At 43.4% G+C, this 18,952-nt stretch carries 19 protein-coding genes and 1 pseudogene; 8 read left to right on the top strand and 12 right to left on the bottom strand.

Features of this window, described 5'->3' with window-relative positions:
• Positions 1-200 precede the first annotated feature (200 nt).
• The 7 genes and pseudogenes from FD723_RS38670 to FD723_RS38640 form a co-directional block, all read right to left on the bottom strand.
• A pseudogene (locus FD723_RS38670) lies at positions 201-567 on the bottom strand (DUF1579 domain-containing protein); the annotation flags it as partial.
• Positions 568-829: 262 nt separating this feature from the next.
• Positions 830-1,462 (bottom strand): glutathione S-transferase family protein, encoded by a 633-nt coding sequence (locus tag FD723_RS38665; protein ID WP_179070426.1) that lies wholly within the window; start codon positions 1,460-1,462, stop codon positions 830-832.
• 253 nt (positions 1,463-1,715) lie between these two features.
• The gene (locus FD723_RS38660) at positions 1,716-1,874 is read right to left on the bottom strand and encodes a hypothetical protein (RefSeq protein WP_179070425.1); all 159 of its coding nucleotides are present in this window, start codon (positions 1,872-1,874) and stop codon (positions 1,716-1,718) included.
• Between the two features lie 5 nt (positions 1,875-1,879).
• Positions 1,880-2,290 carry a VOC family protein gene (locus FD723_RS38655; protein WP_179070424.1) on the bottom strand — a complete coding sequence of 137 codons (411 nt, stop codon included), beginning with the start codon at positions 2,288-2,290 and terminating at the stop codon, positions 1,880-1,882.
• Between the two features lie 227 nt (positions 2,291-2,517).
• Positions 2,518-2,949 carry a YciI family protein gene (locus tag FD723_RS38650; RefSeq protein ID WP_179070423.1) on the bottom strand — a complete coding sequence of 144 codons (432 nt, stop codon included), beginning with the start codon at positions 2,947-2,949 and terminating at the stop codon, positions 2,518-2,520.
• A gap of 87 nt (positions 2,950-3,036) precedes the next feature.
• On the bottom strand, positions 3,037-3,534 hold the full coding sequence (locus FD723_RS38645) for a VOC family protein (protein WP_179070422.1): 498 nt from the start codon (positions 3,532-3,534) through the stop codon (positions 3,037-3,039).
• A gap of 17 nt (positions 3,535-3,551) precedes the next feature.
• Entirely contained in the window at positions 3,552-3,914 is a 363-nt protein-coding gene (locus FD723_RS38640) for a YciI family protein (RefSeq protein ID WP_179070421.1), read from the bottom strand.
• A gap of 389 nt (positions 3,915-4,303) precedes the next feature.
• Between FD723_RS38640 and FD723_RS38635 the strand changes: the two genes are divergently transcribed.
• Positions 4,304-5,572 carry an RNA polymerase sigma factor gene (locus FD723_RS38635; protein WP_179070420.1) on the top strand — a complete coding sequence of 423 codons (1,269 nt, stop codon included), beginning with the start codon at positions 4,304-4,306 and terminating at the stop codon, positions 5,570-5,572.
• A 161-nt stretch (positions 5,573-5,733) separates the two neighbouring features.
• Positions 5,734-5,871, top strand: a complete 138-nt coding sequence (locus FD723_RS43700) for a hypothetical protein (RefSeq protein ID WP_256875408.1) — start codon at positions 5,734-5,736, stop codon at positions 5,869-5,871.
• 255 nt (positions 5,872-6,126) lie between these two features.
• Here the strand turns inward: FD723_RS43700 and FD723_RS38625 are convergent, their stop codons facing one another.
• The 3 genes from FD723_RS38625 to FD723_RS38615 are packed head-to-tail and all read right to left on the bottom strand — an operon-like array spanning position 6,127 to position 10,914.
• A complete protein-coding gene (locus tag FD723_RS38625; RefSeq protein ID WP_114084684.1) occupies positions 6,127-7,044 on the bottom strand; it encodes a TniQ family protein in 918 nt (305 codons plus the stop codon).
• Complete coding sequence (locus FD723_RS38620; protein ID WP_179070233.1) at positions 7,034-8,149, bottom strand: ATP-binding protein; 1,116 nt, start codon at positions 8,147-8,149, stop codon at positions 7,034-7,036. Before FD723_RS38620 ends, FD723_RS38625 begins: the two co-directional genes overlap by 11 nt.
• Positions 8,149-10,914 (bottom strand): DDE-type integrase/transposase/recombinase, encoded by a 2,766-nt coding sequence (locus tag FD723_RS38615; protein WP_179070232.1) that lies wholly within the window; start codon positions 10,912-10,914, stop codon positions 8,149-8,151. Before FD723_RS38615 ends, FD723_RS38620 begins: the two co-directional genes overlap by 1 nt.
• Before the next feature lie 284 nt (positions 10,915-11,198).
• Between FD723_RS38615 and FD723_RS38610 the strand changes: the two genes are divergently transcribed.
• From FD723_RS38610 to FD723_RS38590, 5 genes are all read left to right on the top strand, one after another.
• Entirely contained in the window at positions 11,199-12,230 is a 1,032-nt protein-coding gene (locus FD723_RS38610; protein WP_256875407.1) for a site-specific integrase, read from the top strand.
• Positions 12,231-12,233: 3 nt separating this feature from the next.
• The gene (locus FD723_RS38605; protein ID WP_179070418.1) at positions 12,234-12,701 is read left to right on the top strand and encodes a hypothetical protein; all 468 of its coding nucleotides are present in this window, start codon (positions 12,234-12,236) and stop codon (positions 12,699-12,701) included.
• A gap of 211 nt (positions 12,702-12,912) precedes the next feature.
• Positions 12,913-13,593, top strand: coding sequence for a hypothetical protein (locus FD723_RS38600; RefSeq protein ID WP_179070417.1), 681 nt, complete (start codon positions 12,913-12,915; stop codon positions 13,591-13,593).
• 18 nt (positions 13,594-13,611) lie between these two features.
• Positions 13,612-13,770 carry a hypothetical protein gene (locus FD723_RS38595; RefSeq protein WP_179070416.1) on the top strand — a complete coding sequence of 53 codons (159 nt, stop codon included), beginning with the start codon at positions 13,612-13,614 and terminating at the stop codon, positions 13,768-13,770.
• Positions 13,771-13,914: 144 nt separating this feature from the next.
• Positions 13,915-14,283 carry a hypothetical protein gene (locus FD723_RS38590; RefSeq protein WP_179070415.1) on the top strand — a complete coding sequence of 123 codons (369 nt, stop codon included), beginning with the start codon at positions 13,915-13,917 and terminating at the stop codon, positions 14,281-14,283.
• A gap of 41 nt (positions 14,284-14,324) precedes the next feature.
• Here the strand turns inward: FD723_RS38590 and FD723_RS38585 are convergent, their stop codons facing one another.
• Together FD723_RS38585 and FD723_RS38580 are read right to left on the bottom strand one after the other, a co-directional pair.
• Entirely contained in the window at positions 14,325-15,266 is a 942-nt protein-coding gene (locus tag FD723_RS38585) for a hypothetical protein (RefSeq protein WP_179070414.1), read from the bottom strand.
• A 424-nt stretch (positions 15,267-15,690) separates the two neighbouring features.
• Positions 15,691-16,467 (bottom strand): class I SAM-dependent methyltransferase, encoded by a 777-nt coding sequence (locus FD723_RS38580; protein ID WP_256875406.1) that lies wholly within the window; start codon positions 16,465-16,467, stop codon positions 15,691-15,693.
• A 222-nt stretch (positions 16,468-16,689) separates the two neighbouring features.
• Between FD723_RS38580 and FD723_RS38575 the strand changes: the two genes are divergently transcribed.
• Positions 16,690-18,945, top strand: coding sequence for a filamentous hemagglutinin N-terminal domain-containing protein (locus FD723_RS38575; RefSeq protein ID WP_179070412.1), 2,256 nt, complete (start codon positions 16,690-16,692; stop codon positions 18,943-18,945).
• Positions 18,946-18,952 lie beyond the last annotated feature (7 nt).

The following is an 18,952-nucleotide window of genomic DNA, read 5'->3' as shown; positions in this document are numbered from 1 at the left end:
ATCTGTTCATTGCTACTACTGGTAACGAAATAGTTACAGATGCTGGATGGGAGAAAATTTCATTTGAAGAAGCCAGAAAACTATTTAGTCCCAAAACTTTTCAAGAGTGGTACGAACTGTTCCTAGAAAATACAGATATCTCGGAAATACTTTCAGAATCTAACGTCGATATAGATTTAGATGATGAATCAGCAATAGTTGTATTTTCCTATTTTCTCATCATCCGTCATAGCAGGTCCATCAGAGTTGAGCGTTAGCATGGTTTCCCCTGCATCCAATTCACCATCATATTGCCAGAGATACGTCATCATTGACCCGATCCAGGTGCCCACATACCGCTGTTTTTGTGGGTCGTAGCCCAGGGTCATCAGCGTTGTTACAGAACCACAGCCAGGCATTTCGCCCTGCCCTTTTGCCAATACCTCTAGCCAGTGAGCAGCTTTCGCTGTGCCCAAGGCAACGCACAGTCTCTGTTCCCGTTGATTTTACGGGAGGTTGATCGGGTTCCATCATCGCTTCGATTTCATACGTCCACTCACCGACGAGTTTCTGGAGCCACTGATGAATGGCACTAAGATAAGCGCAAACCCATGATTTAACTGGCTTTTGAGTGTGGGGAGTGTGGGAAGTGTGGGGAGAAAGAAAAAAAATTGAATAACTGCATATCAACAAATGCTGCATTGCCTCCCACACCTCCCACACTCTGCCCTGACGAAATTTCAGCTTTTCTTAGTGCCATTCGAGCCACTGATGTTCTTTCTTTTTGCGGTTGAGCAGGCATGGGTGAGGTTTGTTCAGCTTGGTTGGGTTCTATTGGGTTATCTATAAATCATTGTGAGGTCTGGTTGAGACTTGCAAGTGCAGCTGCGATTCGCCCAGATGCCTTTGGTCGTTTGTACATTCGTTCCATGTAGTCCAGCAGCGTGGGGAAAGTGGCGAGTAGCTGAACTTCGTTTGCCCAATCCAGTGTGTAAGCAAGCACAAAATCAGCCACTGTGACGTGTTCACCCACTACAAACTGCCGATCCAACAGATGGTTCTCTAAAACGACAGCCATACTGGTGAAGTCTTGCCGAGCGAGAGGTATTTCAGCAGGCAATCTCAACTCTTCTGGGTATATAAACGTGTGGCGAGCGATACGCCATAGCGGCTGTTCCAATTCGGTGGCAGTAAAGAGGAGCCAACGATAAAGCTGTGCTCGCAGAAGCAAGTCTGTCGGTACCAAGTTAGATTCTGGGTACTTCTCACCGAGGTACAAAGCAATGGCTACGGATTCAGTGATTATATGTTCGCCATCGATGAGTACAGGGAGCTTGCCAGTGGGATTAATGGTGAGAAAATCGGGTGTACGGTGTTCACCTGCCCGCATATTGATGGAAATTGCGTCAAATTCCACCCCAAGTTCCTGGAGAACCCAGCGAACCCGAATTGATCGTGTGGGAGCAAATTCATAGAGTTTCATGAATCAACCTCAGTGATGTGCAAATATCTTTCATCTTCTTGTATGAGCTTGTTAAGCTGAAGGGTAGGCAGCGTAAGGATGCTCCAGGGCAGGGGTGCAGGGGTGCAGAGGGGAATTTTTAAATATCGGAACGTAATGCCTTAAACTTCTTCTTTCTCCCCTGCACAAGAGCTGCCTCAACGATTTTCCCTTTTCAAGTGTGCCATTCGCTCAGATGGGAATGGCACGCTTGAAAAGCTGAAAGCTCGTGTAGCTAGGGTGTTGGGGGTAGGGTTGCAGGTTCGGGAAAAATTAAGAAAACCAAATATCGAGTACGAATATAAATATTTTTCTTCTTCACTACACCCGACACCCGACACCCCACACCCAAAAGCCTTATAGGTAATGGGTTTGGCGTTAACAAGCGTGCCATTCTGCTCAGATGGTTTGTTCGCAGTTGATCATCCACGGTGTCCCAAACCGATCGGTCAACATGCCAAAGCGCGATGACCAGAACGTTTGCGCGATCGCCATCTTCACCTTGCCGTTTTCTGCTAGAGCGTGAAAAAGCCGTTCTGCCTCAGCGATTTGGGGAACGCTAATTTGTACGTAGAAACCTTGCGGGGTTTCAAAGTATCCTGGTGGGCAGTCAGATCCCATCAGGAGGCGATCATCTAGTTCAAGGCAAGCGTGCATGATTTTGTCTTGCCATTCCGGTGAGACATTTTCGGCAGAAGGTGCTTCTTTGTGTGTCATCATTATAGTAATCTTGCCACCCAGACATTGTTCATAGAACTTGAACGCTGCCTCACAGTTGCCGTTGAACATCAGGTAAGAATTGAGTTGCATTGATTTCTCCTTTTGTAATCGATTCTGCGTTTTGATGAGCGGATCGTTCGCATATAAACATCATTTGCGCGGTTGCTGATGACCAAAGAGGCAGGGGAGCAGGGAGTAGGGAGCAAGGGAGAAAGATACTGGAGTTCCCCTGCCACAAGGGTTGCAAGCCCCTAAATTTATTTATGGGGTTCTCCCCCCTGCCCCCCGCCCCCTGCCCCTTGTCCTCTTCGCTGACGTTACTCTTGCTGCTGCGTTTCAAGTTGAGCGCGAATGCGGTCTTCCTGCTCCCTTAAAGCGGGTGTCAGGACTTCACCAAAATCCTCTGCCTCGAATACGGGACGAATCTCAATCTCGGAGTCTCCTGGCATAGGGTTAGGGCAGCGCTTTACCCAAGCAACTGCCTCGGACATTGAGTTCACCTGCCACAGCCAGTACCCTGCCACTAGCTCCGGCGCTGGAGTGAAAGGTCCCTGGGTGACGGTGCGATCGCTTCCTGAAAAGTGAACTCGCACCCCTTTTGAGCTAGGATGCAACCCCTCAGCGGCGAGCAAGATACCCGCTCTGGCTAATTCTTCGTTGTACTGCCCCATTTCAGTTAAAAGCTGTTCGCTCGGCATAACCCCAGTTTCGGAGTCTTGGGTTGCTTTGACAAAGACCATAACTTTCATTGTGAAATCTCCTGTTGAATGGTTTTGAGTTAGATTGTGAGGGGTTGGGTGTGCTGATTAGCGCAAAGCGCAACTCCGAAGTAACCGCTAATCAGCAGCGACACGCTTGAGTTCATCAATCTCGATCTTCTTCATTTGCAGCATGGTAGTGGTCACTTTTTGAGAGGTTGCCTCGTCGGGGTGGTTGAGTAACTCAATCAGAATGCGAGGAATAATTTGCCAGGAGACGCCGTATTTGTCTTTGAGCCAGCCGCATTGCTGTGCGGTTTCATCCCCACCGGCAGACAATTTTTGCCAGTAATCGTCCACGTCCGCCTGGGTATCGCAAAAGATTTGGAAGGAAATCGCCTCGTTAAATTTGAAGGTCGGACCACCGTTGAGTGCTGTGAACGGCTGACCATCAAGTTCAAAGCTGACAGTCATGACAGATCCAGCTGGTTTTCCGTGAATTTCCTGTCCAGCGTCTCCATATCGACTGACGTGGACAATTTTGGAATTGCGAAAAATCGATGTATAAAACTGAGCGGCGGCTTCGGCTTGATCGTCAAACCATAAACAGGGAGTGATTTTGGAATTGTTTTGCATGAGGGTTCTCCTTGAGTTCAAGCGGTTAAGGACGGTAGTCCTGCAACTTCGATGACAGGACGGATTTCGACGGTGCCGACTTTTGCACCTGGGATGCGGGTGGCGATCGCAATGGCTTCATCCAAATCCTGAGCATTAACGAGGAAGAATCCACCCAATTGTTCGCGGGTTTCGGCAAATGGTCCATCGGTCACGAGTGATTTGCCATCACGGACTTGGACACTGGTTGCGGTTGCAACAGGATGGAGTGGAGCCGTCGCCAGAAATTGTCCTTGAGTATGCAAGTCCTGGGCGAGTTGGGCAGATTCCCCATAGCAATGCTCCCGCTCGGTGTCGCTCATGGCGTTTTCGTCCATATAAATCAGCAGCAAATATTTCATTTGGTTGCCTCCTTTGTGATTAAGTCGAACGGGAATTGTCCAAATCGACACCTGAGTGCAAAAATTTTGTCTAGTACAATTGAACTTATCTCCCTTTATCAGTTAGTCGAACGGCAATTGCTCAAATCGACACCTTGCCCAAAATTCTTTATCAAACAGAATTCAGGAGTCAGGAGCCAGAATTCAGAATTGAATTCTGTGCGACTGGTAGATGAATAAACAGGTTTAAAACCCCAGACGCTCCTGCGTCGCTAACGCTGCGCTATCGTCTGGACGGTATCTACAATTGGTTGGGGTCTGAATCCCCAACGAACATTGATTCTGACTCCTGAATTCTGACTCCTGAATTCTGACTTCTGAATTCTTCTTCAAGTCTTTTTGTCAAAGGTATGGCTTCAATCCCAAAAACAGATGTGGCTCAAGCAATTGCTGCCCTTTATCGAACTGAATGGGGGCGCATTGTCGCTATTCTGATTCGGCTGGTCGGAGATTTTGATGTAGCTGAAGAAGCTGCACAGGCAGCATTTACAGCGGCAGTGAATCAGTGGGAAAGCGACGGTATTCCCGATCGTCCCCGTGCCTGGATTATCCGAACTGCCCGGTACAAGGCGATCGATCGCCTCCGACGACGCACGAAACTGACCGAAAAACTGGAGTGGTATGCGGCATCTGGCTTAATTCCATCCACTGAAGAACCAACCTATGACAGTGATGAAATTGGAGACGATCGCCTGCGATTAATCTTTACCTGCTGTCACCCGGCACTGGCAAAGGAAACTCAAGTAGCGTTGACCCTGCGAATGTTGGGTGGACTGGAAACCGATGAAATTGCCCGCGCCTTTCTTATACCGACTGCAACAATGGCACAGCGGTTAGTTCGTGCTAAACGCAAAATTCGAGACGCAGGCATTCCTTACAAAGTACCTGAGACGACTGATCTCGCTCCCCGGATAGAGGCAGTCCTGACAGTTATCTATCTCATCTTCAACGAAGGCTATGCCGCAACCAAAGGAGATGCGATCGTGCGGGCTGACCTCTGCATCAAAGCGATTCGCTTGGGGCAACTGGTGCGGCAATTGCTGGCACCCCAACCCCCATCTGAAGTCACAGCACTGGTGGCGCTGATGTTATTGCACGATTCGCGGCGCAATGCGCGTCTAGATGAGGCAGGCGATTTGATTTTGCTAGAAGATCAGGATCGCAGTCGTTGGAACCATCTACAGATTGCTGAGGCGTTACCTCTGGTAGAGGAAGCGTTGCTCTTTGGAACCGGAGTGTATGCCCTACAAGCGGCGATCGCCGCCCTCCATTGTCAAGCAACCCGCGCCGAAGAAACAGACTGGGCGCAGATCGTGCGGCTCTATGAGGTGTTGGAACGCTTGCAGCCCTCACCCATTGTTACCTTGAACCGAGCAGTGGCGATCGCAATGGCAGACAGTCCTCAAGCCGCATTTGGACTGATTGATCGCCTTGCTCCAGAACTGGACAGCTATCATCTCTTTCATGCTACCCGTGCTGATTTATTCCGGCGTGTTGGAGCATTAGAGGAAGCGACCCAGAGCTATACACGGGCACTAGAATTAGTGAAAAATGACAGTGAGCGTCGTTTTCTGGAACGTCGGTTGCGCGAAGTTCAACCTAACATTCAGTCCGGCTAAGGGTTTACAACAGTTTAAAGCGCCAGGCATCCATGATGCCGTGGAAAAAGAAATGAAAAATCTTCTAACAGGGTGAACTTGTAACTTAACAAAAGGCAAAAGAAGACAAGTCGGCTTAGTACTTTAGTACTGTCTCAACTGATACAGGATTCCGACATGGAATGGATAACAATCCCAGCATTCTCTCGCACGTTTCGATTGCTACTAATGATCTTAAACGAGCGATCGCCATTTGTCGTAGTGCGGTTCCTGCGGCAAGCGTTCGCGGAGCGTCTCCAAGAGTTGCCATCGCTCTGTGAATATAGGTTTTGAAAGCATAACGTATTTAAAGTATTATTTTATACTTTAAATACTGAGCTAACTGAGGAAAAGATATTAATCGTAGTTTTTATTGGATAAAAGATAAGGGTATCTTATTTTGTGTTCTCCAGGATTCGTGTATACTGTCACTGAAAGCATAAGATGAGCAAGTTGCTCACTTTATGGTTTCAAAACAGGTCGCTCATCTTATGCTTACGGAAAAGGAAGCACCGTCCAGTAGCTCTGGTCTGGGTTCAACTGACTACACTCGGTATAATCGAGAGAATTTCCAAACCCTCAACAGGATTAATTCCAAGTTTGTAACACCACCTTAAAAATTTAGTGAGAGTAGGTTTTCGCCGGTATTTAGCTGGCGGGGTAACTTGGGAAAAAGAAGTCAAACTAAGTGTTGGCATAGCGCCGAAAATCTGGCCAACAGATTGAGCAGCCCACTTTTCCCAATCAAACCGAGACCCTTGAGAAAAAGAAGTATTGTCTACAAACCGGCCCAGCCATGCATTACACACACAACAATAACCAAGAGAATTGCAGTCCAGATTGAGAAACTGTTGAAAACAACCACAGTACAAGCACCGTAGTTGTAGGTAACGTTGGTGAACTGGACAAACACTGACAGGTTCTATTGTCCACAACAAAGGGTTATAAATAGGTTTTCCAGCTTCACGCCAGTCTTGATAGCAGCCAGAACACCAACGTTGTTCAGTATGGAAAATATGACTGAAGTTAAGCCGCCAGGAGTGCCATTGAAGTAAAGTCAGAAAACTCAGATCAAGCCTAGCAGTTAATTTCTCAACGATGGCAACCAGCTTTTCAACATGTTGCGTTCGGTCTAACCAAAATTTAGCAGACTGCTGTTGTAAAAGTGCAGGCTCTCGATGCCAAGCATTGATGAGCATTTTGATAGCATCATCAGCTTTCAAGAAATCGGGTGGTTGGTTGCTCTGAATAAATAACGGCGTAATTTTATAGCGAATTAAACTAGCAATCGAGACACCATGTGCAGCAGCCAAGCGCTGTAAGTAACTAGTAAAACTTTCAACTGTGGGTGTACCAAAACCTATTGGTTTAAGAGAATAAAGATGGCTGCGTTTTGGAAGTTGGTTCATCGTTAAGTCCCACGACTCATAATTAGCCAAACTTTCAACCGACATTTTCACCACCTCCAACAGGACGACGTTGAGGTTTAGTATTACCAGTAGTAGAGCGACGAGATTTAGTATTGGTTGTATTGGTTGTCTGGGACGTGCTATGTGTAGCTGACCCATGATGAGATTCTAAACCTAAAGCAATTCTCAAAGCCGAACTATCTGGGGTAAACTCAAGTTGCTTTTCTCCTAATCGTGTTTCGTTGAAGATAATCATGCATTGTTCATGAGAGTAAGCAGAAGATTTTAAATGCGACAGAGTGAGAGTTTTAGCTCCATCCAGTAACGCTGTTGCCAATGCTTGAGATAACCAATCTTTGAGAATACCAACACAACCGAAACTGCGTTCGTAGCAAAAATCCCAGTATTTAAGTAAATCAGGCTCTTCTTCAAAAGGTAAATGACGTTGAAAAGTTTGAACAACACCTCTGAAAGCTTTTAAATCTTCTTCATTCTCGACTTTGTATCGCTCAAAATGAATATCCAGGCTACGCCTGCACAACTGGGCACTCAAGTTACGAAGTATCAACAAGTCATAAGTACCTGCCAGTACGAATTTGACTTGAGTAAGGTTTGCTAGCGACTTAATACAGTCTGTCTGGTCGCGTAATTTTCGACCACTGGCAACTTTACTGAGATTTTGTGCTTCATCAAGGCAAAAAACTTTCAGACGACGATGTTTAAGAGCAGCTTCTAAGGATGTTTTCAACTTCAAATTAGTAATTCGACCATAACTAGGTAACTGAATGCAAGGATCTTGGAGAACGCCCAAAGCACGTAGATAAAAATCTTTCCAATCAAAATTACTAAATTCCGGGGTAGCAACTTCGATATTAGCAATAGGAATAAAACCTTTATCTAGTTCCATTTCTTTGTGAAAAGAAGCTAGTAACCTTTGTGTGATGCGACGTAATAAGGTAGTTTTACCTACACCTGTTGGCCCAAATAAAAAGATTAAAGAAAAGAATCCTGGGTCATCAATTGCATTTTTGAGTTTCTCTGCTGCTATTAATAATTTGGGGTGCGCCATTGTATATTGCTGGAAATAAGAAATTCTGTCAGCAATAGGTAGAGTTAGTAATTCTTGAGGAAAGCTATAATCATGTGCCATTAGAACTCTCCATAATATTCAAGGGTTTCCGTGATATATGCAGTCAAATTGCTGATAGTTTCACAATTTTTACCTTCATTGGTCGAGTCATCTCCTAGACAATCATTATTTTCCTCTGCCGCAAATTCTGAGAAATTTAACTTTGGTTCCGGGATCAAATTATTTTGAATAATTTTGTGAACTTTGTCATGTTCAGTATCGCGCAAGCGTTGTTTGAGGATAGCGCCTTCTTGAGCAAATTTTGAGTTTAAAAATTCTACTAATTCCCGATCATTTATTGTTAACTTACGTCCGTAATTGCGTTGGCGCTGATTAAGTTCTGCACTCGCCAGCCGAATTTCTTTTTCGGAACGTCCTTGGAAGTATTGATAGTAAGAAGAAATGCATTTTACCCACTGTCCTTGTGCTAGTGCATAAGCAATTCCTGCATTCCAAGGGTCGTAACGAACCCACAGCATTGATTTTTCGATTTCTGGATCACGGAATACATCTGCCCAGTAATAAATATTGTGTATTTTGACACCCTTCCCTGGTTGAACTTTACGCTTTCGTTGATCTGGTGCTGGTAGAGTCAGAATCTGGAATAATTCGTCATATGCTACTCTTCGGTGTAAGCGACTTCCACCTGTTGCTAATCCGGTGACAAAAGCATCGCACGGACTAGTACCTAATGCCGGATGCAATCGTTGGTCATAAACCGAATATGCCCATTCACAAAAGGCAGAGTACAGTTCTTCTAGTGTCCAAATTGCTAATCTTTCTGGACTGACAGATTTGGTGACTTTACGGTGAAGGCGTTTGATTTGGGTGTTACCTTGCAACTCATGAATAAACTGCGTGTTGGCAGTCCCAAATAGTCTTTCAACAATTGAACCAAACCGAGCATGTGCTGGCGGTCGATACTTCAGCGTGCAAGTATAAGATGCCAATAATTGTTCAAAATAATGACTGTGAAACTCTTTTCCATTATCTACAACAATATTTTGCGGAAACCGTCCAAATCTAGCAACGCATATGCGAATTACCATCATACAATCACGGTAGCTTGGCTCATCGAAGGTCAGATAAACTGATAAAATTCTTCGACTATATGCATCAACCATAAAGGTTGCCCAAGGACGACCTAAATTCTGATGAATTGAGTTATTTGTAGCAATATGACAATTAGTTAGAGATTCGAGTGAACTAACTAATTCAATGTCAATTTGAGTATGGTCAATGTGGACAATCTCAAAAGGACGACTGCCATGCCGTGGAGTAGTTTGCTCTAATTCCCAATAAAATGGTTCTTCGGAAATAGCTGCTCGATTACCAAGACGTTTTCTAGTTTGATGGTGTCCGCTTCGCTGTTTGATAGCTTGGCAAAATGTGATTCTCGATGGAGGTTTGAATGGGGGTTCATGGGTTTGGCAAGCTAAGACAAATGCCTCGTAAACCCGTAATTTTCTGCGTTGTTTGGGTGTTTCATAATGCTCCTTGATAAAATCGAGCATAAATTCTTGGGTTTGAGAATCAATTTTTGGAGTCCGATTGCCTTTACTGTTATGCTTGGGCAGTAATCCCAGGTATCCATGACCGTAGATAAGTAAGGCTTTTTGGTATTGAGTGCGCCAACGACGGATTGTACTGCTTGGATATGCTCTTGGATTATCTCCTAAGTATGGTTGTATTAAATTGTAGCGACGGTTGGCTTCTATAATATCTTCACAAGTTGCGTGTTTGAGAATTTCAGATGCTGCTTTAATATTTGAGGTTTGTGTTGTCTCAACTCCCACAATTTTACCTGTATCAATCAATGCTGTGAATGCTACATTTGGTAGTTCTATAAGTTTGCTATCTGCACGTAATAGTCCAGTAGTTGTCGTTCCAGTATTTACTATCTCCCATGACTCTCCATCCCAAGAAATATTAGTACCTACTGCTATTTGTAGTAATATTTGATTGCTAGTTAGGTTTGTAGACTCTATTGAGTTAAGATGCTCATAAGATAAAGCAACATCTTTGTTAATAAATACGAGTACGGTTTCTGGTTGACAAAGTTTTACTTTATAAAGTTCTACGTAAAGTTTATCTGTGGCAATTAACCAATAAATAACATCGGTATTTATTGATTCAATTTGTAACAGTTCTGCTAGGGTTATTCCTGGATAATCTTTTACAGTGGCTTCAATCAAACTTTGGTCGGTTTTGTTTATAATTTCTGATGAGTATCCGAAGTAATCTAACAGCCAAATTAGATTTTGTTGAAAGTTCCAATTAATTACAGCATCTGACCATACATGGAAATCCAAACCATGAAGATGAGCGTATTCTTCACCTGGGGGACAATGCCACTTGCCATCTGAGTTTTTGCAGTAGCGATTTGGATTCAATTCGGTCAGCTTGTTGAGTTCAAGTTCTGTTTTGCATTCCTCCCAAAAAGCTGAATCTGTCCGAATTATAAAGAAATCGGGTGTATACTGGTGTCTATTTTTTCGCCCACTTTTGCTTTGATAGACTAATTCTATTGCTGGCGGTTGGTCGTAATATTCGAGTACGGATGGGTCATGTTCGAGTTCATAAATACGTGCTAATTCGTTATGATGGCTCTCGAATTGAATAGTCACTCCCATTTTTCTTGAGGGGTAACTGCCACAAACGTTTTTCTTTGCTCCGGTTACTCGACGAGATGGGTTGGTGCTGCGAATCTCCTCAACGATTGCCTGCGCTACTTGACTGAGGTTTTGTTGACGGCACCAATTGCTAAACTCTTGGTTGTCAAGCATAATTCTGGTTTAGGAAAGAGTGTTGCTTGCCAAAGTCTCTCCTACTGTTTATCTCAGCACAAGGCTGTATATTTATGAACGAAGTGTTGAAAATGTTTGCTCAACTTATAGTTTCTCAATCATGTTTTTGCTCAACTTATGCTTTCAATACTCTTCTGTTTGCTTGTTCCTTCTGACGGGGTTAATACTGTTTCAAGCAATCTGTTGCTCAACTTATGCTTTCAGAGTTGCTCATTTTATAATTACAGTGACATATACTGAACTTTTAAATTCAGAGCCACCCAGTGCGATCGCATAATCTAGTGAATAACCCTGAACTAAATAACTTACCTCCCATTAAACTTATTTCTCTGGACGCTGAAACTGCATCGCTCTCTGGGCGTACTAGAGTTACAAGACCACCAACCGATATTCGGTGGGTAAAAGTTCTGGAATTTTTACGCAGCAACAATCTCGCACCAAACAGCCGCAAGCTTTACGAACGTGAACTGAAGCGGTTTTTGGCGTGGAGTGAGCTGCACTATCATGAACTGCGTCCACGTCATCTTGCGCTATATAAAGAATATCTACGTGATGAAATACGGACTGATGCAGGTAATCCCCTTTCAAAAAGCAGTATCAATGCGGGAATTGCGGCACTCAAAAGCTTTTTCAAATGGATGTGCTATACGTATCCTGAAATTATTTCTACTAATCCAACACTGGGGATAAAACTAGAAAAAGTGCCACTGCCACCAGCGCAAAGTTTGACCCCTGAAGAAATGGAACAGGTTTGGTCAGCGTTGGAATTGCTGGGAGAAACAAAGCAACGGGATACAGCACTGGTTCACATTCTCAGTCATGGACTCCGGGCTGGGGAAGTTGTGCAGTTAAATGTTGGCTCATTTGATGGCAAGCTGCTATTTTTACCAGACACCAAAACTAATGAACCGCGCCTAGTGCCACTGCGAAAAGAGAGTCGGGAAGTCGTGGCAGATTATTTACAATTGCGCTCACAGCAAGGAGAGGTGTTGTCCAGCCTTAGCCCATTAATGATTTCACACCATGCTTCATACAAAGGTGAACGCTTGAGTTATCACGGCATTTACTTCGCGGTGGAAAAAATTGGTGAAATAGCTCACATTGAGGATTTGCACCCTCACTCCTTTCGTCACACCTATGCCACTGACTTATTGCTATTGGGAGTTGACCCCAGCCATGCCCGTAAGTTAACAGGACATCAAAGTGAGAAAGCGTTTCGGCGGTATACGCTTCGCAGTGAGCAAGAAGCTGCGATCGCTGCTTACTATCGTGCAATCGGCGAAGAAGTGGAATAAGGTATGCCCAAGCCACTTGATCCAAAATGTCAGCTATGTGCCAAGTTACCAACTGCCCAAGCTAAAGTTTTACATGGAACAGCAGGGGATGGATGTTGGAATCCCAAAGTCTGTCATAATCGCCGTTCGTTTTACCGCAACCGCTCTCAGAATAATTCAGCAGAAATTGATGCGATCGCAGTCGAACCACCAGCAACATATTTTGCAGTGCTGTATTTGTATAAAGAACCAGGGGATAAACCATTACACGCCTTGGGCGCAGAACTCTGGCTGGGGCAACAGCCTATTTGTCGCTTAGAACCAATTCACTGCTTTGGACTAACGGCTGGTAAGATCCGCGCCTATACAGATCAGGTGTTGCAGGCGTTTGCGAAACAATATAGTGTTTCACTATATCAATATAAGGATATGTTTGAGATTACCTCAAGCTACTGCCCAGTGCGACCCTGCCCGTTAAATCCTGAATCCTAGAGATGACCGAATAATTCGTAATTCTTAATTCGTAATTAATTAGGAGTTAATTAATAATTAAATCATTAAGGGTACAAGCCCCAAGATCAGTTATGAAAAAAGAGAAAACGCATAGCAACTTTATTCAAACCCCCGGATTTATCCGTAAGGCAATAATTACGAATTACGTTAGCGGAGCGGGGCGTTAGCCCATTATAAATTACGAATTATTATGACCACATACCACCAATTAACAATCTGGGATGTGCTGGATGAGTTGTCCGAATCTCCACCAACTTCTTCCCTTGATGCAGTATGGCAGTGCTTGGATACAGAACTGCATGATTTACCTATTGAAACCCAATTATCAACCGCAGGTATTGCCTTCAGTCAAATTGCGGATATTCTCAAGTCTCGTGCCGAAGTGCTGTTGCAAGATACCCGCGATCGCAATAACCCAAAGGGGCCAATTATTAGCACCGATCTCTTTGCTGGTCTAGTGCGGACAACAATGCACCTAGATTTAGATGATTTGATTGAACCGCAAACACCACAAACCTTTAGACCACATGGCCCACACCAATTTTCATCTCCTACTGAGTTGGATAATTCTGTAGCAGCACCTGTTGAAAAAGCGAATGTTTTGGCAATGCTTGATGAGGTGACAACTTTAGAAGATGTTCGCAACCTAGCATCAGATGAAGATGTACCAAAATGGCAAAGTGCAATCGCTAACTACTTGATAAATGTCAAAGATGAGATTTCTTTAGTTAAACTGCAATGTGTGTTGGAAATGCCGATGGTGGAGGTGTGGTTAGGACTATTGCTGGGTGGGTTTACATTAGAACAGCGTGGTGATTTTTATAACAGTCGGAATATTTGGGTGAAAAGTTCTCCAATTACTAACACCTAGCCGATTTGATTTGAAATTTTGAACTTTCAAGCTGCTTTGACACCCAATAAATTTATCACTTCTGCTGCTGACCAACCAGATTGTATTCTCTTTCAACAAACGCCAGCAGCTTTGACTGCAAGGATGACAAATAAGGTTTGCCAAAATCCCCAATCCTTGCAACTACAAAATGCTTGAAACCCTTGATTTATTGTTACAATAGTATTAGTAGTTAACAACCCCATTCAGGGTAGTCTGAGCGCTATTGAGCTTATTCGTTGTCAGAAGATTTCTTATATTCTTCGTCATCCTTGTCAAAATTTGTATTGCTAAGGGGGACTTATGGGTGAATCGAAACGCCGAAAAGCAATATTAGGCAATCACTATGGCTTGCCTAATATTTTCAATGAAGTCCAATCAATGTGGACGCAGATTAATTTCTCGCTCAAGCGAGTCAAAGATTCTGATAGTGGATGTTTACTTGTTCAATGTTCTAACAACGACCGAGGATTCCATCAAGACACTATTGCCCAAATTCAAAAAGAAATAGAAAATTGGAAATGTGATTTGGATATTCCTATCTTGATCCAAGTTCTCCCAAGGGGAGTTCAAAATTCAGGAACTAAACTTTTTGATGGGTTCGTTACCCTTTGGTGTAATTGTCCAGAATTTGAATTGTGGCGAGAAATATTTGAAAGTGAACGAGTTTAGTAAACTTTGTTGCATTAAATTATTGTTTCCTCGCTGCACCATTATTTCTGTTGCTTCCACTCGATTTTGTACTCCCGTTCCATAGCCGCCAGCAGCTTTGCCTGCAACGAAGATAAATAAGGTTTAGCTTGTTTCCCCAACCCCTGCAACAGCCAATCCACAGAAGAGTCACGGCTGGCCACTTGATGCAATTGCTGTAACCTCACACATAGCTGCTGCATGAATCTACAATCTTCATCAAATAGTTCCAGTGATTTCAGGTGTTCGATTTTTACGGTATAGTCACCGTCCCATATCTGGAGTGTACAACTGTATTCTCCAACATGGCTGACTACGCCCCAATAACCCGTTTTACCTCTCAAGTCTGGATTATCTTTGGGCAGAAGAGTGCATATCTCCCCAATGTGGTAAGGATTGGGTAATTTCGTCCTTTCGCGTATCCTATCTACAACATCTTTCACTATGCGACCAGATGGAATCTTATTGCCAGCTTGCTCTACTGCCTGTTGCCATACATCCGCTTGCACAGAAGGTTCCAACTCGGCTTTTGCCAAAAAACGCAATTGTCGTTCGTTGGTCGGCATTGGAATTTGCCGACCATTGGTCGGCAAAAACTTTTGAAGATTCTCATAAACCACAGTAGCCGAAATCTTTAAGTACGCTGCATCACGACTATAATTGAAGCGTTCGCGGCAATACTCCTCAAATGTCTGGTGCGTGGAACGGTACAGCCGTCTGTCCCTCAACTCCATCAGCGCCTGACCCGCTTCTAAAAACGCACGTTCTACACGCTGTTCCAAGTGTAGGCGTAAGCTTTGTTCTTCCTCGGTCAACTCTTTTACTTCAACAGCAGTCACTGTAATCGTTGCTGAGGCTGGGTTATCCTGCCCAGAATTATTTTCCTTTGCAGAGTCGGTTGCTGGCTTTGGTTCACCAGATGCCACAGGGATAACTTTCTTGCGTCTAGATGGTGGTTTGTTCATTGGCCCACCTCTAGGCTGACAGCAGTCGAACAAATATTGAATTGTGTCATCATGGGATATATGTTTTTTATCTATGCCCCCAACCTGTATGAAGGATGGGGTTTTTCGTTGCTTTTTATATTTTGCAGCCTTAAAGCACTACCAAATATAAAACTCATTAAAAAATCTCATAGACCAATTATCAAAAAAAACACCGCACCAGAGCCACCACAATAAAATACTATTTAGGCGTATTGTAGAAATACCCTCTTTAACACACGGATAAAACAACGGCTAATGCTTGATTATTTGACAGCGAGTATTGCATTCGTAGTGACTATAAAAATCTTATCTAGGTTGAAATCCGTAGTTTTTACCTATTGGGTTTGAGATGAGTTGTAACCCACACTCGATATTGAGTTTTATTTAGAATAAAAGGGCTTATTTAAATTTTTTGAGCGAAGAAAAGAACCGATAAATAGGGTTTAGTAACATATCCCTCGTGAGCATTTAATATCTGTATAATAGCATCAGAAAAATCCTGTTTTTCAGTTTCAGTAAATTCTTGATAAGCAGTTTGAGTTTTCAGAAGACCTAAATATCGCTCTGCATCATAATTAATAGACCAAGTATATTGTTTGACCACTAGGTTTTTGAAACAAAAGCTATTTAATATCCAGTTTTCTCTCTTTTTTATTAGTAATTCAACTGAGGATGGTTTAGCATTAGATATTGTAGGTACATATTTTTGAAACGTTTCTTTGAGCGCCTGAAATATTGAAGTATCTGGGAAAATAGAGAAATTCCAAAAAAATGCAATATAACCTTTTTCTTTTAAAGCTTGTGCAACTTTTGGATACCCTTTTTCACGATTTACCCAATGAAAGGCTTGGGCAGATATTGCTAAATCAAAGGCCCCTGGGCGTAAGTTCCAATCCTCTAAAGTCACTGTCTCAAATGTCACCTTTGGATATAAACGCATATTTTGAGATGCTATTGCAATTAGTCTTTCACCTGGCTCTAAACAGCAGATAGCATAGCCCTTTTCAGCAAATGGAACAGTTCCCTTACCTGTCCCGGTTCCAATATCTAAAATTGAAGCTGAATCCGTAAGATTAGCCATTCCAATTACATCTTCAATCAATTGAGATGGATAGCTAGGGCGTGCTGCATCATAGATTTCTGCAACTTCATTAAAGGACTCACTACGTTTTCTGTTCATCACTGATAAATCCACAAACCTATTTTACTCCCGATCACTTTTGCTCGGATTTTAGAAAATATTAACAGTTTTACCACTAGAGAAAAGCCTCTGTCTCCAATCCAATTTGACAAGACGCTACCGCTACTATTAATCTGTATGATTGGTAATCATTCGGGTGCAGGGTGCAAGTCTGTACTAAAAATAATTCAGAAACCAACCGAGAAACTTTTACTATGATTTATGACAAAAGCTTTATCCTGGCTTATTAAGGGCAGCACTTTGTTTTGTCTACTGCCTTGGGAGCCAATTGCGGCACAAATTGCTCCCGATGCAACCCTAAGAGTCAACTCCAGCGTCACACGAGAGGGTAATAATACCAGTGCGATAACGGGAGGAACCCAAGTCGGAAGCAATTTGTTCCATAGCTTTGGACAGTTTTCTGTGCCCACAGGAAGCACAGTTTACTTCAAAAATGCCCCAGACATCCAAAACATTTTGACAAGAGTGACGGGTAGCTCAATATCTAATATTGATGGTTTAATTCGAGCTAACGGCATAGCCAACGTATTTCTTATTAATCCCAATGGGATTATTTTTGGGGCGAATGCTTCACTGAATATTGGCGGCTCGTTTTTCGGCACTACTGCTAGTAATATTAAATTTGCTGATGGCATCTCCTTCGATGCTAAACCCCTTAGTGGTGCAGAACCTCTGTTGACAGTGAGCGTGCCTGTGGGATTAGGATTTGGGACAAATGCTGGAAATATTCGCGTCTTTGGAGACGGACAAGGTATAAGAAAAACTTCAGACCTCATAGATACTAGTTCTGGTCTGCGCGTGCAGCCAAATCAAACCTTAGCTTTGGTGGGTGGTGATATAGTACTCTCACGTGGAACGCTTAAAACAACAGGGGGACAGATTGAATTAGGCAGCGTGGCTGGAGCGGGTTTGGTCAATCTGATTCCTACAGATAAAGGCTGGACGTTGGGATATTCAGGCATCTCAGCCTTTGGAGAGATCCAGTTGTCTGAAGCAGCAGCAATTGATGCCAGTGGGAATGGTGGTGGCAATATTCAAATACAAGCCAGCAAGCTAATGCTAGACGGTGGTTCTCAGATTGAGTCCAGCACATTAGGAGCAGGAACGGGAGGAACATTGAAAATTAATGCTTCAGATTCAGTTAACCTGGTGGGATTACCAGAAGTTGATTCGTTTTTCAACACTGGTATATCGAGCCTAGTTTACCCAAGAGCTACCGGATCTGGTGGCAACATTAATATTGAAACTGGGCAGTTAAATGTCCGGGATGGAGCAGGGATCGCTGCTGGTACGTATGGCTTCGGAAATGCTGGTTCCATAGAGGTCTTAGCTCATGATTCAGTAGAAGTGCTGCGAAAACCAACAGCGAATACAGGCAGTTCCATAACAAGTTTGGCCCAACGAGGATCTACTGGTTCTGGCGGTAACATCAAGATTGAAACTGCGCGCTTAAGTCTACGCTCTGGAGGAGTGATATCATCAGGCACATTTGGGCAGGGTTCGGGAGGCAACGTATTTATCACTGCTGACGAAGAAGTGCAAATAACCGGAAAGTCATTAACTGGTAATTCTCCTAGCAGAATATCAGCTCGAACTGGAGGAACTGGAAAGGCCGGAAATCTGACAATCGAAGCAGAACGATTAACTGTCACTGATGGTGGGAGAGTAACTATTGGTGGTGAAAAAATTCCAAAAAATCTCAACTTTCAGCCAGGACAAGGAAATGCAGGAATCCTCCGAATCAACGCAGACAGTATCAATCTAGACAGAGGTACTATCACAGCTGGCACAGAGGGCGGCACAAAAGGCGAAGGAGGCGACATTTTCTTACACTCTGGTGACTTACAATTACGTGACAGTATCGTTACTGCGACTGCTGGGGGTAATGGCGACGGCGGCAACATCACTATCAACACAGATATCCTAGTTGCAATAAAAAATAGCAGCATCACCGCAAATGCCTTTGAGGGTCGTGGTGGGAATATCACAATTAATGCTAAGGGACTATTCCTTTCCCTTAATAGCTTAATAACAGCTAGTTCCAAGTACGGAATTAACGGTACTGTTCAATATAACATCGCTGATACTAACATTTACCCTACTCAACTAAAAGCAGAAGTAATTCCAATAACTCCTGAAATCACCCCAGTTTGTCAGGCACGAGCAGGCACAGAAGTAAATAGTTTTCGAGTTAGTAGTACTCGCAATCTCCAATCTAAGCCTAACAACCTGATGTATAACAATGTTGAGCAAAGTAACTCTGTTCCTATTCCAGCTTTGAATAATTCACATAATCCAAAATCATTAATAAGTAACCAAGCTACACAAATCATAGAAGCCAACGTTTTGATTCGGGATTCTCAAGGTAATTTAGTTTTGACGACAGACCAAGCAAATCCAACCTGGGATAATGCTTCACTGTCTGCAAGTTCTTGTTTTTCAGGATCTCAGTGGTAAAAAGATA

This window comes from Nostoc sp. C052 (genome assembly GCF_013393905.1).
Taxonomy (GTDB): Bacteria; Cyanobacteriota; Cyanobacteriia; order Cyanobacteriales; family Nostocaceae; genus Nostoc.
Note: the sequence above shows the minus strand (reverse complement) of the source record. Positions and strands in the feature narration are given on the sequence as shown.